This is a genomic window from Sphingomonas gellani (assembly GCF_900110035.1).
In the GTDB taxonomy this organism is placed as follows: Bacteria; Pseudomonadota; Alphaproteobacteria; order Sphingomonadales; family Sphingomonadaceae; genus Sphingomonas; species Sphingomonas gellani.
In genome coordinates this window covers 738374-752040 of sequence record NZ_FOCF01000001.1, presented here as the reverse complement: position 1 = coordinate 752040, position 13667 = coordinate 738374, and the positions used below count along the sequence as shown (strand labels likewise).

Here is a 13667-nt window from a genome sequence, read left to right as displayed (position 1 = left end):
CTACCGTGTCGCTGCCCCGCCCGCCAGCCTTGCCGACGCAAGTCGAAGCGGGTACAGACTGCCTGTTTTTTGAGCATCATGCAGCGTCTATCTCCCATCCAGATCGGTCCCGTGCGGATCGACGTCCCCGTCATTCTCGCGCCGATGACCGGCGTGACTGACAGGCCGTTCCGTACGCTTGTCCGCCGGTATGGGTCCGGGCTCAACGTCACGGAGATGATCGCGAGCCAGGCCGCGATCCGCGAGACCCGCCAGTCGATCCAGAAGGCCGCCTGGGATCCCGTCGAGGAGCCGGTGTCGATGCAGCTTGTCGGCTGCACCCCGTACGAGATGGGGGAGGCGGCCAAGCTGAACGAGGATAGGGGTGCCGCGATCATCGACATCAATATGGGGTGTCCGGTCCGCAAGGTCACCAATGGCGATGCCGGCTCCGCCCTGATGCGCGACCTGAAGCTGGCGGCGGAGATCATCGCGGCGACCGTCAAGGCGATATCCGTGCCTGTGACGTTGAAGATGCGGATGGGCTGGTGCCACGACAGTCTGAACGCGCCCGATCTCGCGCGCATCGCCGAGGATCTGGGTGTGCGGATGATCACCGTTCATGGCCGTACCCGGAACCAGATGTACAAGGGTCAGGCCGATTGGGCATTCATCCGGCAGGTGAAGGACGCGGTGACCGTCCCGGTGATCGCGAACGGTGATATCTGCTCAACCGAGGACGCGGTCGCCGCGCTGGAACAATCGGGCGCGGACGGCGTGATGATCGGTCGTGGCGCTTATGGCCGGCCATGGCTGCTGCGGCAGGTGATGGACCATCTGACAACCGGCACGGTCGGGCCGGAGCCCGATCTCGATGAACAATATCGCGTGATCGTAGAGCATTACGACGCGATGCTGTCGCATTACGGCACGTTCACCGGCGTCAACATGGCTCGCAAGCACATCGGCTGGTACACCAAAGGCCTGCCCGGATCGGCGGAGTTCCGGAACGCGGTGAACCAGGAGCCCGATCATCAGCGTGTGCTCGCCATGCTTGCGGACTTCTATGCACCCGGCCGGCATAGCGCCGCCGCCTGACGGGTCCGCCCGGCGCGGGCGACCCGGCTTTGCCGACCTGTTCGCGGCGCTGCCCGTGGCGGTGATCGTGGTCGATCCGGACGATCGTATCGCGCACGCGAACTCTCTTGCCGAACAGATGCTCAACCTGTCGGAGCGTCTGATGCGCGACCAGCCGCTCAGTGCTATCCTGCCACCGCCCGGGGAACGCGCTAAGGACGGCCACGGCTTCGCAACCTATGACGTCGACATCCAGACCGCCCGTGGTGGGCGGATCAGGGTGGACTTCGTGGAAACGATGATCGCCGATCATCCCGGCTGGCGTACCATCGCCCTGCATGCCGCAGCGTCGACGCGACGCCTGAGCCATGCGGCCGACCGCGCGGCCGCCGCCCGCTCTGCGGTGGGTGCTGCGGCGATGCTGGCGCATGAGATCAAGAATCCCCTGTCGGGCATTCGCGGCGCGGCGCAATTGATCGGACCGGGCGAGCTGACCAACCTTATTACGGTGGAGGTCGATCGCATCGCCGCGCTGATCGATCGGATGCAGGAATTCGGCGATACGCGCATACGGCCGCTGTCGCCGCACAATATCTACCCGTTGCTCGATCATGCCCGCAATCTTGCCCTTGCAGGGTTTGCGAGGGGCATCCCCATCGAGGAACGGTTCGACCCCTCCCTGCCGCGCGCCATGATCCACAAGGACGCCCTGCTGCAAATCCTCATAAACCTTCTGAAGAACGCGCGTGAGGCGGTAACTTGGACGCGTGAACCCCGGCTGATCCTTACCACTGCTTACCGGCATGGCATGCTGGTCAGTGCCGGGCCCGACCGTCCCAGGACGGCCACGCCCATCGAGATCTGCGTGATGGATAACGGGCCCGGCGCGGCGTCCGACATCGCCGATCATCTCTTCGACCCCTTCGTATCGGGTCGGCAGGAGGGGCAGGGGCTTGGCCTTGCCTTGGTCGACAAGCTGGTCCGCGACATGGGCGGCATGGTGCAATATGCGCGCGAAGGAACGCCGACGATGACCGTGTTCCGTATCCTCCTGCCACGGGAAGCGTCATGAGTCGGGTGGTGGTGGTTGAGGACGACGGCGCTATCCGCACCGTCGTCTCCCAGGCGCTGCGCCGCGTCGGCCATGCTGTCGAGCCGGTCGAGACGATCGCCGCGCTGGAGCGGGTGTTGTCGCGCGGCGCGCCCGACGTGCTGGTAAGCGACGTCCGCCTGCCCGACGGCGACGGCATCGATCATCTGGCCAGCATCGCCGCCCGCTTTCCGCGCTTGCCCGTCATCATCCTGTCGGCGCAGAACACGCTGACCACCGCAGTGCGAGCGGCTGGTGCGGGCGTTTACGAGTATCTGCCCAAGCCCTTCGACCTGGACGATCTGGTCAGGGCGGTGGACGGCGCGGTCGCACGTGCCGGGTTGTGCGATCCGTCTCCGCCGTTGGAGGAAGAGGCGCTGCCCCTGATCGGCCGGTCGCCGGCCATGCAGGAGGTGTATCGCGTGATCGCGCGGGTGGTCTCAAATGACCTGACCGTGCTGATCTCGGGAGAGTCGGGCACGGGCAAGGAGCTTGTGGCGCGGGCCATCCACGATCTCGGCCATCGACGCGGTGCGCCCTTCGTCGCGATCAACATGGCGGCCATCCCCCGCGAACTGGTCGAGGCGGAACTGTTCGGCCACGAGCGCGGTGCCTTCACCGGCGCGGCGCAGCGGAGTGCGGGCCGGTTCGAACAGGCTGCCGGCGGAACGCTGTTCCTGGACGAAATCGGCGACATGCCCCGCGAGGCGCAGACGCGCCTGCTGCGGGTTCTGCAATCCGGAGAGTTCAGCCGCGTCGGCGGTTCGGGTACCATCAGGAGCGACGTCCGGATCGTCGCGGCGACCAACCGCGATCTGTCGCGAGACGTGGCGGAGGGCAGGTTTCGCGAGGATTTGTTCTACCGCCTGAACGTCGTGCCCGTGACCTTGCCTGCGCTCCGCGAACGTCGGCGCGATATTCCGCTGCTTGCCCGGCATTTTCTGGACCATGCAGCGGTGGAAGGGTTGCCGCATCGACGGCTGGATCACTCCGCTCTGCGGCTGCTCGAGGGGCATGGATGGCCCGGGAACGTGCGCGAATTGGAGAACCTCATGCGCCGGCTCGCCGTTCTGGCGCGCGACGAGGTTATCGGCGCGGAGTCGGTCCGCCCCATGCTCGCTGTGTCGACGACCGATACGGCCATCATTGCAGAGCCGGGCATCGCCGACGCGATAGCCGCCCTGGTGGACCGCATCGAACAGGCCGAACCAACGGCGCTGGAGGATGGCAGCCTGTACGAGCGCGTCATCGCCGCCGTCGAGCGGCCGCTTATCGAGGCGATGCTTTCGCGCTACGGTGGCAATCAGCTGCGCACCGCACGGGCGCTTGGCATCAATCGCAACACGCTTCGCAAGCGTCTGGACACGCTGGACATCGATCCGGACCAGTCGTCACGTGCCGATCTCACCGTAAGAGGCGAGTGATGGGCCGGACCACTATGTGGTTTCCTTGCAACATCTAATAGCGTAACAGCGCGTGAATGATCGCGGTTGCGACGCCAGAACCGGAGGACCTGCCGCCCGCGCGGCTGTCCGTCACGCCAGCACTGGAACTGGCGGTGCTGGCCGGCGCAGCGGTCGTCGCTTTCGGAAGCTATCGCCTGATCGCGGGCAATCACGCGCCGGGGCTGCTGACACCCCCGCTGGTCGCGCTGCTGCTCGTTGCAAACCTTGTGCCTGCGATGGTGCTCATCATGCTGCTGGGGCGGCGGGTAGCACGGCGGCGCGCTCGTCTATCGCCGGTGGGTGGCAACGGTCAGCTGCACGTCCGGCTGGTTGCACTGTTTTCGGCGGTGGCCGCGGTTCCGCTGATCCTGGTGACGATCTGCGCATCGCTTCTCTTCCAATATGGCGTGGAGTTTTGGTACTCGGATCGCGCACGCGGCATGCTCGAGAATGCGCAGTCACTTGCGCGCGAGTCTTACCAGCAGATGTTAAGTGGCGTGGACAAGGAAAATGTCGCGCTAGCAACCGACGTGTCCCAGTGGCTGACCCAGCAGCGTTGGGATCCTGACAACCCAAAGTTCATCTCGATCTTCCTGCAGGACATTTATCAGCGTAGCCTGTCGGAAGCGGTGTTGTTCCACCTGGCGTCCGATGGGGAGATCAGGACCGACGTCCTGATCAATCCATACGCGCGCGACCTGAGCGGCGACATCGATACCAAAGTCGTGCGCAAGCTGACCGACGTTCGTCCCAGTGTGGCGAGTACGACCAACGAACGCATCCAGTCGATCGCTTTGGTTCCCGGCACGGACTATTACGTCTACTCGTCGCGCCGATATGGGGCGCAGCAGATGACGGCGCGCATGAACCGCGCGCAGTCCGTTATAGACGATTACCACGCTCTTCAGCGCCAATCTCGTTCGGTTCAGTTGCTGTTCAACGCTGCCCTGTTGATAATGTCGCTGTTGATTATCGGCGTGGTGGTGTGGATCGCGCTCGGCCTGGCGGATCGTCTGGTCAGGCCGGTGGGCGAGTTGGTGGATGCGGCCAGGCGGGTGGCAGCTGGCGATCTGTCCGCCAGCGTGTCCGCGCCCAAGACGCGGGACGAGGTCGGCACCCTCGCCAGCGCCTTCAACCAGATGACGGGACGCCTGCGTGAGCAGAACACGGCGCTTGTCTCCGCGAACGACCAGTTGGACAGCCGCCGCGCGTTGATCGAGGCGGTGATGGCAGGTGTGTCGGCCGGGGTGGTGGCCACTGCCGAAGACCGCACCATCCGCATCGCGAACGCGTCGGCCGGCCGGCTGATCGGCGGCGGCAATGCGTTGGTCGGACGTCCGCTGGGCGAAGTATCGGCCGAACTCGACACAATGGTCGTGGAAGGGGAGCGGGAGGCGATCGTCGCTGCGGGCGACCGCACGCTGGCCGTTCGCGTCGCCCGTACCGAGGCGGGTCCCATCCTGACCTTCGACGATATCACCCAGCAGCAGCAGGATCAGCGTCGGGCGGCATGGGCCGACGTGGCACGCCGCATCGCGCATGAGATCAAGAACCCGCTGACGCCGATCCAGCTCGCCGCCGAACGGCTGCAACGTCGCTATGGCGGCAAGGTCGACGCTGACGACACGATATTTGCGCGGCTGACCGAAACCATCATCCGCCAGGTCGGCGACTTGCGGCGCATGGTCGACGAGTTCTCATCCTTCGCCCGTATGCCGAAGCCGGTGTTCAAGGCCGAGCCGGTTCTGGATACAGTCCGCCAGGCGATGTTCCTGCATGAGGTGGCTCATCCGGGTGTGCGGTTCGTTATCGATACCGATGAGCCGGGGCCGACACTGGTATGTGACAGACGCCAGATGGGGCAGGCCATGACCAATCTGGTCAAGAATGCGGTGGAAGCCATCGAGACCAAGGGCGAAGAAGGCGGCGAAGTCCGTGTGGCCGTGACTGGCGGTTCGACCGTCAGGATTGTCGTTGAGGACAGTGGGGTCGGCCTGCCTGCCGAGCGCGAGCGCATTGTCGAGCCGTACATGACGACGCGCGCACGGGGCACCGGACTGGGCCTGGCCATCGTCAAGAAAATCGTCGAGGAACATCATGGAACATTGGAGTTTTCGGATCGTCCCGGCGGGGGGACGCGCGTGACGTTGAGCTTCGATGCCGACGCGCTGGCCCAGCATGATGACGGGAACACCGAACAGAACGCCGCACCGCGATCCGTCGCGCAGCTGGCCGGCGCTTTTGCACAAAGGAATATTGGCTGATGGCGCTCGACATCCTCGTCGTTGACGACGAGCTGGACATTCGCGAACTGGTCGCCGGCGTTCTGGAAGACGAAGGGTACGACACCCGAAGCGCCGCGAACAGCGATGCAGCACTCGACGCGATTGCCGCCCGCAGGCCCTCTCTGGTGCTGCTCGATGTCTGGCTTCAAGGATCTAAGCTGGACGGCCTCGACCTCTTGGACGAGATCAAGCGGCGTGATCCGTCGATCCCGGTGCTGGTCATATCGGGGCATGGCAACATCGACACCGCGGTAGCGGCGATCCGGCGGGGCGCAGCGGACTTCATCGAGAAGCCTTTCGAGGCCGAGCGGCTTCTCCACATGGTCGCGCGTGCCACGGAGACGGAGCGTCTGCGGCGTGAGGTTGCGTCCTTGCGTGCATTCGCTGGTCGTGAAACCGACCTGACCGGCAGTTCCACTGCCATCAACGGCATCCGTGCGACGTTGAAGCGGGTGGCAGGCACCGGAAGCCGCGTTCTGATCATGGGGGGGGCAGGGGTCGGCAAGGAGGTGGCCGCGCGCCTACTGCATGGCTGGAGCCAGCGTGCGGACGCGCCGTTCGTCGTCGTCAGCGCAGCGCGCATGACGCCGGAGCGTGTCGACGAGGAACTGTTCGGTGTGGAGGAGGGCGGCGATCTGGTGCGGCCCGGTCTGCTCGAACAGGCGCATGGCGGCACGCTGTTCCTCGACGAGATCGCGGATATGCCGGTCGCAACCCAGGCGCGTATCCTGCGGGTGCTGACCGATCAAAGCTTTACGCGCGTCGGTGGCACTCGGCTGGTCAAGGTCGACGTCCGCGTCGTGTCGGCAACGGCGCGCGACCTGACGGCCGCCATCGCGGAGGGACGGTTCCGCGAGGACCTGTATTACCGGCTGAACGTCGTACCGGTGACGCTGCCGCCCCTGGCGGACCGTCGCGAGGACATCCCATCGTTGATCCAGCATTTCGTCGCGCATTATGCGGGCGAGCGCCGGGTTCCGACACCGGAAGTCGCCGCCGACGCGATGGTCGCGTTGCAATCCTACGACTGGCCCGGCAACGTCCGGCAATTGCGCAACGTGGTGGAGCGGACGGTCATCATGGCGCCGGGCGATCGGATCGGCTGCATCGAACTCGACCTTCTGCCCGCCGAAGTGCGGGGCGACGGAGGCGAGGGGGGCGGGGGTAGCGCGATCATGGGCGCTCCGCTGCGTGAGGCGCGGGAGTCGTTCGAGCGTGAGTATTTGCGGGTGCAGATCCGTCGCTTCTCCGGCAACATATCGCGCACCGCCAGCTTCATCGGCATGGAGCGTTCGGCATTGCATCGGAAGCTGAAGCTGCTGGGGATCACAGACTCGCGCGACGACAGCTGAACCGTGCAAGTCTCGGCCGCTGCTATGGACGTGGGCGGCCGGGCACCATACATTCGCCTTGCCGGTCAACGGACCGGCATCCGACGCCGGGAAACGGCGCACGACGCGGAGCCATGACTTCCGCCAAGATAAGGGGACTGAAAGTCCATGGCCGAAAAGCAGGGTTCTCTGCAGGACCTATTTCTCAACAGCCTTCGCCGTACCAAGACGCCTGTGACCATGTTTCTGGTCAAGGGTGTGAAGTTGCAGGGCATCGTGACGTGGTTCGACAATTTCTCGGTGCTGCTGCGCCGCGATGGGCAGTCGCAACTGATCTACAAGCATGCGATCTCCACCATCATGCCGACGGGCCATATGGACCTGACCGGGATGGTCGAGGGTGGCCAAGAGGGCTCACGCAAGCAGCCGCTGCTTCAGGACATTTTCCTGAACGCCGTGAAGCGCTCGGGTGACAGCGTCACCATGTTCCTGGTCAATGGCGTGATGCTGCAGGGCGCAATTGCCGGGTTCGACCTGTTTTGCATGCTGCTGCAACGCGAGGGGCTGGTGCAGCTCGTCTACAAGCATGCCGTGTCTACGATCCAGCCGGCGCATGCGCTGAATCTGGCCGAAGAAACAAGCGGTTCGGACGAGGATTGAGCACCGGCTTCGAACGTGACCGGGGCGAGTTCGCGCGTGGTGCCCGCGCAGTCGTCGTCCTTCCCGACATGGGCGGCGCGAGCCGCGATGCCGAGGCGAGACTGGATGAAACGGCTGGCCTCGCCGCCGCGATCGGGCTTGTCGTCGCCGAGAAGGTCGCACTTCGCGTGCGACAGCCTCGGCCTGCGACCCTAATTGGAAGCGGCCAGGTCGAGCAGCTGGCCGCACAGGTCCGCATGGAAGAGGCAGGATTGGTCGTTTTCGACGCCAGTCTGACCCCCGTTCAGCAGCGCAACCTTGAGACGGCGCTGGAGGCGAAGGTAATCGACCGCACCGGGTTGATCCTGGAGATTTTCGGTGAACGCGCGGCCACTGCGGAGGGGCGGCTCCAGGTGGAACTTGCCCATCTGGATTATCAGGCCGGACGCTTGGTCAGAAGTTGGACTCATCTCGAACGGCAAAGGGGCGGCTTCGGCTTTCTCGGTGGCCCGGGCGAAACACAGATCGAGGCAGACCGTCGCCTGATCCGTGATCGGATGGCACGTCTGCGCAGGGAACTGGATCAGGTCAGCCGCACCCGTGGGCTGCATCGTGATCGCCGTCAGCGCGCGCCTTGGCCGGTCATCGCGCTGGTGGGCTATACCAATGCCGGAAAGTCGACCCTTTTCAACCGCATGACCGGCTCTGACGTCATGGCGGAAGACCTGCTGTTCGCGACGCTGGACCCCACCTTGCGGCAGATATCGTTGCCGGGACTGGACAAGGCGATCCTGTCCGACACCGTCGGCTTTGTGTCCGAACTGCCGACCCAACTCGTTGCGGCGTTCAAGGCGACGCTGGAGGAGGTCGTGGCGGCCGACCTGTTGATCCACGTCCGCGACATCGCGCATCCGGACAGCGAGGCTCAACGCGAAGACGTCGAGGCGGTGTTGACCGAGATCGGTGTATCGGACCTCACCCCCCACATCGAGGCGTGGAACAAGATCGATCTGCTCGATCCCGAAACCCGCATCGAAAGAGAAGGGGAGGCCGCCATCCGGGAAGATATCTGGCCCATTTCTGCAATGACAGGAGAGGGCCTCGACCAGCTACGATCCGCTGTAGCCGACCGGCTGACCAGCGGGCACCGCCGCTACGTCGTACCTCTCGCGATAGCCGACGGCGCAGCGCAGGCGTGGCTCCACGCGCATGGCGACGTGATCGGAAGCACTACGACAGAGGACGAAGTGGTCATCGAGGTTCGTCTCGCACCGCGTGATTACGAGAGGTTCCTGACGCGTCAGGGTTGATCGTCGGGCGCAGCGCCCTTGCTCTCGTAAAGCTTAGCCGCCTTCCAGAGCAGTTCTTTGTTGTCCAGATCGAGCGAGGCGAACCCGCCGGCCGCCGCCGTCTCCATGTGGCGAAAGCGACGCTCGAACTTGCCGTTGGCCCGGCGCAGCGCTGCTTCCGCGTCCACGCCCAAATGTCGGGCGTAGTTGACCACCGAGAACAACAGGTCGCCGATCTCATCCTCCCGATCCTGCACATCGGCTTCCTGAACCTCCGATAGTTCCTCAAGGATCTTGTCGCGCGCGCCGTCGGGATCGGGCCAGTCGAAGCCGGTACGCGCAGCACGCTTTTGCAGCTTTTCCGCCCGCAACAGTTCCGGAAGGCCAAGAGCCACACCAGCCAGCGCGCTTGGGTCGCCGCGCTGACCCCGTTCCTCGGCCTTGATCGCTTCCCAAGATACAGGCGCGTCAGCGGTACCAAAGATGTGCGGATGCCGATGTTCGAGCTTGTCGCAAATGGCACCGATCACGGCGGCCATATCGAAGGCGCCACGTTCCTCCGCGATCCGGCTGTGGAACACCACTTGCAGGAGGAGGTCGCCGAGTTCCTCCTTCAGGTCGTCGGGGTTATCGCGCGCGATCGCATCGGCAACCTCGTAAGCCTCCTCGATCGTGTAAGGTGCGATCGAGGACCAGTCCTGCGCACGGTCCCACGCACAGCCATCCGGTCCGCGCAACCGGATCATGATGTCGGTCAGTCGATCGATCACGCCACATACCTCAGCAAAATAGCCAATACGATAATCAGCATTATGTGAAACTCATTGAGCGTGCGGGACGAGGATCAAGACGTCTCCCTCAACCCGCCAGCTCTGCAATTGCGACAGGAAGTTCATGCCTAGCACGTCCGTGTCGCCGAATGCGGGTGAAACGACCACCGGCAGCTTGCGGACAATGATGCTGCCAAGCTGAAGTCGCGGGACCTCTGCCGTATCGGCTTTCACGATCCCGTTCGCCGTCCTGATCATGACGGGAATGACCGACCTGCGCTGATCCAGGCTCAACGCCCGCGCCGTCTGAACGGACAGTGCCGTAACGGTGGCGCCGCTGTCCACGAGCATGCGGCGTTGAACATGGTCGATGCGCACTTCGGCCCAGAAATGACCGTCGCTGCTCATGCGGATGTGAGTTCGCGTGCCGACCACACTTTGATTGTCCAGCTTGAGAATGCGAGCGGCCCGCGACAACACCGGCGAAAGCGTGTCGCGCTGTGACCATACGATCGTTCCGACGAGCAGGATCGCACCCCAGGCTGCGAGGTTCACGACGATGCGCAAGATCGGCACCCGCCTGGCGAGAAGAGCTGACAGTGGTAGCAATATGAGGATGCCAAGCCACATGACCTGACCCGTTTGCGTCACAGCTGGACTTCCATTCCGTCGTACCCTGGCGCAACGTTCGTTGGAAGTATGCCACGCAAGTGTCTATAGTCCATGGATTGGTCCATATGGACGAGAAGCGCGCAGCTCGGGCGCAATGTCTCCACCCAGCCCAGAACGGCGGAAAGCGTCGGGTGCGATGGATGCGGCTTTTCGCGCAACGCGTCGACGACCCAGACATCCAGGCCGGAATACAAGTCTGCCATCGGCGGTGTCAGATCATGAAAGTCGGTCGCATAGCCGATTGCGCAACCACCTGCCTCAAATCGAAGGCCGGCAGAGACGATGTGACCATGGGGCTGCTCCACCACGCGAACGGTGACCCCGCCGACTTCCAGCCGATCGGGCAATAACGCCGCGTCGATCGTGGGCGGGTAGCCGCCCTTCCCCTTGAAGACATATTCGAACTGCCGGTGAAGCATGTCCAACGTGTCGGGCCGTGCATAGGCCGGTACGGGACGCCCCAAGGCGTGGAAGATCTGACGCACGTCGTCGATGCCGTTGATGTGATCGGCGTGACTGTGCGTCCAGATGATCGCGTCCACAGTGGCGATGTCTGCGGCCAGCAGCTGTTCACGCATGTCAGGACCGGTATCGACCAGGATGCGCGTGCCCTCGTGCTCGATCAATATTGATGCGCGGGTGCGCCGGTTGCGCGGCTCCGTCGGGTCGCATGCGCCCCAGTCGTTGCCGATCCTGGGCACGCCCGACGACGTCCCACATCCAAGGATGCGCAGCTTCACGCAGCGGCCGCTTTGTTGAACAATCTATGGAAGTTCCGCGCCGTATGGTCCTGAAGCACGGACACATCTTCTCCACGCAACTGCGCCAGAAACGCAGCGGTGTCGGCAACGAACGACGGCTCCCCCCTCTTCCCGCGATGCGGCACGGGTGCGAGGAAAGGCGCATCGGTTTCGACTAACAGGCGATCGAGTGGAAGAACGGCCGCCGTTTCTTGCAGATCGCGCGCGTTCTTGAATGTCACGATGCCAGAGATGGAGATGAAAAAGCCGAGCGACATGGCGCGCCCGGCAAAGGCCCGTGTCCCGGTGAAGCAGTGGATCACGCCGGTGACGGCCCCCTGCTTCATTTCCGTTTCGAGAATTGCCGCCGTATCCTCTTCGGCATCGCGCGTGTGGACGATCAGCGGCAGGCCGGTCTCGCGCGCCGCAGCGATATGAGCGACAAAGCTCGCACGCTGCCGATCCCGATCGGAATGGTCGTAGAAATAGTCCAGCCCCGTTTCACCCAAGCCCACTATGCGTGGGTGGCGACTGCGTTCGATCAGGGTCGCTGCGTCCACGCCAGGATGTTTGTCCGCCTCGTGCGGATGGATGCCGATGCTGGCCCAGACATCCGGCTCCCGCTCGGCCGTGGCCACCACATCATCCCACTCGCTCTCGCGCGTGGAGATGTTCAGCATGGCGGTCACCCCGCGCTCCCGCGCGCGGGTCAGGATTGCCGCCTGATCCTCTGTCATGCCCTTGTAGTTGAGGTGACAATGGCTGTCGGCCAGCATTCAGGCGTCCTCCGCTTCCCGCGGCAGCTCCAAGCGCGGAAACACGGGCGTTGGCGGAGCAAGGCGGGTGTTCTTTCCTGCCAGACGCTCATACCAGCCGTCATCGTCGATCGCTGCATGATCCCGCTCACTCTCGGGAATATTGAGCTGGTCGAGCAACTTGCCGGCCGATCCTGGCACCACCGGTACGATGGCGATGGCGAGCATCCGGATGGCGCGGATCAGGGTTCGCAGCACCGCGTGCATGCGATCGGGATCGCTCTTGCGCAGCGCCCATGGGGCCTGAGCGTCGATATACGCATTGCACGCGAACACCCCGCGCATCCACGCCTCCAATCCTTGGCTGAGAGCGAGGTCCTCGAACGCGGACTTCATGCCGGCGCACGCAACCACAACCTCCTCGATCAGCATGGCGTCGGCTGCATCCGCCGTTCCGACCGATGGCAGGACACCGTCGAGGTTTTTCGCGATAAAGGCCAACGTGCGTTGGGCGAGATTGCCGAAACTATTGGCAAGCTCAGCATTCACTCGCGCGACGATCGCTTCTGGCGAATAGCTGCCGTCCTGACCGAAGCTGACCTCACGTAGGAAGAAATAACGAAGTGCGTCGACGCCGAAACTGTCCGCCAGGTCCATCGGATCGACCACGTTGCCCAGCGACTTGGACATCTTTTCTCCGCCGCGCGTGAGGAGAAAACCATGGCCGAACACGCTCTTCGGCAGCGGAATACCAGCCGACATCAGAAAGGCTGGCCAGTAGACTGCATGGAACCGGACGATGTCCTTGCCGATCAGATGCAGGTCTGCCGGCCAGAACCGCGCATTGTCCGCGTCGCGATCCGGATATCCGGTACCGGTCAGGTAATTGGTCAGTGCGTCGACCCACACATACATGACGTGACCGGGGCTGCCCGGAACCGGAACGCCCCAGTCAAAGCTGGTGCGCGACACGGACAGGTCCGACAGGCCGCCCTCGACGAACCGCATTACCTCGTTACGGCGGCTCTCAGGGCGGATGAAGTCCGGTTGGGCGGCGTACAGGTCGAGCAGCGGCTGTTGATAGCGCGACAGGCGAAAGAACCAGGTTTCCTCCGCCGTCCATTCGACGGGCGTACCCTGCGGGGACAGCTTCTCGCCGTTCTCACCTGCGACCAGCTCCGCCTCATCGTAGAAGGCTTCATCGCGGACGGAATACCAACCTTCGTAGCGATCGAGATACAGGTCGCCGCTATCCGACATCGCCGGCCATATGGCTTGGCTTGCGCGATGATGGTCGGCCTCCACCGTGCGGATGAAGCGGTCATATCCGATATCAAGACGATCGGCCATGACACGGAAATGACGTGACATCTCGTCCGCGAAGGCACGTGTCTCCACGCCCCGCGCACGCGCCGTCTGCGCCATCTTGAGGCCGTGTTCGTCCGTTCCGGTCTGGAACAACACATCGCGGCCGGCTTGGCGCTGGAAACGCGCGATCGCGTCCGCCGCGACCATTTCATAGGCATGGCCGATATGCGGCTTGCCGTTGGGATAGTGGATGGCGGTGGTGATGTAGAAGGGGTCGCCCATGCGCC

The 13667-nt window shown here is 63.9% G+C and carries 12 protein-coding genes; 7 read left to right on the top strand and 5 right to left on the bottom strand.

Annotated elements, in window-relative coordinates:
• The first annotated feature begins 78 nt into the window (after positions 1-78).
• From dusB to hflX, 7 genes are all read left to right on the top strand, one after another.
• The gene (gene dusB / locus BMX37_RS03870; protein WP_093664091.1) at positions 79-1077 is read left to right on the top strand and encodes a tRNA dihydrouridine synthase DusB; all 999 of its coding nucleotides are present in this window, start codon (positions 79-81) and stop codon (positions 1075-1077) included.
• Positions 1046-2128 carry a two-component system sensor histidine kinase NtrB gene (locus BMX37_RS03865; protein WP_093664090.1) on the top strand — a complete coding sequence of 361 codons (1083 nt, stop codon included), beginning with the start codon at positions 1046-1048 and terminating at the stop codon, positions 2126-2128. The genes dusB and BMX37_RS03865 overlap by 32 nt, the downstream gene beginning before the upstream one ends.
• Positions 2125-3570, top strand: a complete 1446-nt coding sequence (gene ntrC, locus BMX37_RS03860) for a nitrogen regulation protein NR(I) (RefSeq protein WP_093664089.1) — start codon at positions 2125-2127, stop codon at positions 3568-3570. Before BMX37_RS03865 ends, ntrC begins: the two co-directional genes overlap by 4 nt.
• A 56-nt stretch (positions 3571-3626) precedes the next feature.
• A complete protein-coding gene (locus BMX37_RS03855) occupies positions 3627-5855 on the top strand; it encodes a sensor histidine kinase (RefSeq protein WP_093664088.1) in 2229 nt (742 codons plus the stop codon).
• Complete coding sequence (gene ntrX, locus BMX37_RS03850) at positions 5855-7228, top strand: nitrogen assimilation response regulator NtrX (protein ID WP_093664087.1); 1374 nt, start codon at positions 5855-5857, stop codon at positions 7226-7228. Before BMX37_RS03855 ends, ntrX begins: the two co-directional genes overlap by 1 nt.
• A gap of 147 nt (positions 7229-7375) precedes the next feature.
• Complete coding sequence (gene hfq / locus BMX37_RS03845) at positions 7376-7867, top strand: RNA chaperone Hfq (RefSeq protein ID WP_093664086.1); 492 nt, start codon at positions 7376-7378, stop codon at positions 7865-7867.
• Positions 7864-9156: a GTPase HflX gene (hflX, locus tag BMX37_RS03840; RefSeq protein WP_093664085.1), complete on the top strand. Its 1293-nt coding sequence runs from the start codon at positions 7864-7866 to the stop codon at positions 9154-9156. The genes hfq and hflX overlap by 4 nt, the downstream gene beginning before the upstream one ends.
• Here the strand turns inward: hflX and mazG are convergent.
• From mazG to metG, 5 genes are read right to left on the bottom strand one after another with little or no spacing between them, the layout of a single operon-like run.
• Positions 9147-9905 (bottom strand): nucleoside triphosphate pyrophosphohydrolase, encoded by a 759-nt coding sequence (gene mazG, locus BMX37_RS03835; protein WP_170841816.1) that lies wholly within the window; start codon positions 9903-9905, stop codon positions 9147-9149. The genes hflX and mazG overlap by 10 nt on opposite strands.
• Positions 9906-9956: 51 nt before the next feature.
• Positions 9957-10535 (bottom strand): retropepsin-like aspartic protease family protein, encoded by a 579-nt coding sequence (locus tag BMX37_RS03830; RefSeq protein WP_093664287.1) that lies wholly within the window; start codon positions 10533-10535, stop codon positions 9957-9959.
• Positions 10536-10552: 17 nt separating this feature from the next.
• Positions 10553-11317, bottom strand: a complete 765-nt coding sequence (locus tag BMX37_RS03825) for an MBL fold metallo-hydrolase (RefSeq protein WP_093664084.1) — start codon at positions 11315-11317, stop codon at positions 10553-10555.
• Positions 11314-12093 (bottom strand): TatD family hydrolase, encoded by a 780-nt coding sequence (locus BMX37_RS03820; RefSeq protein ID WP_093664083.1) that lies wholly within the window; start codon positions 12091-12093, stop codon positions 11314-11316. The genes BMX37_RS03825 and BMX37_RS03820 overlap by 4 nt, the downstream gene beginning before the upstream one ends.
• Complete coding sequence (metG, locus tag BMX37_RS03815; RefSeq protein ID WP_093664082.1) at positions 12094-13662, bottom strand: methionine--tRNA ligase; 1569 nt, start codon at positions 13660-13662, stop codon at positions 12094-12096.
• Positions 13663-13667 lie beyond the last annotated feature (5 nt).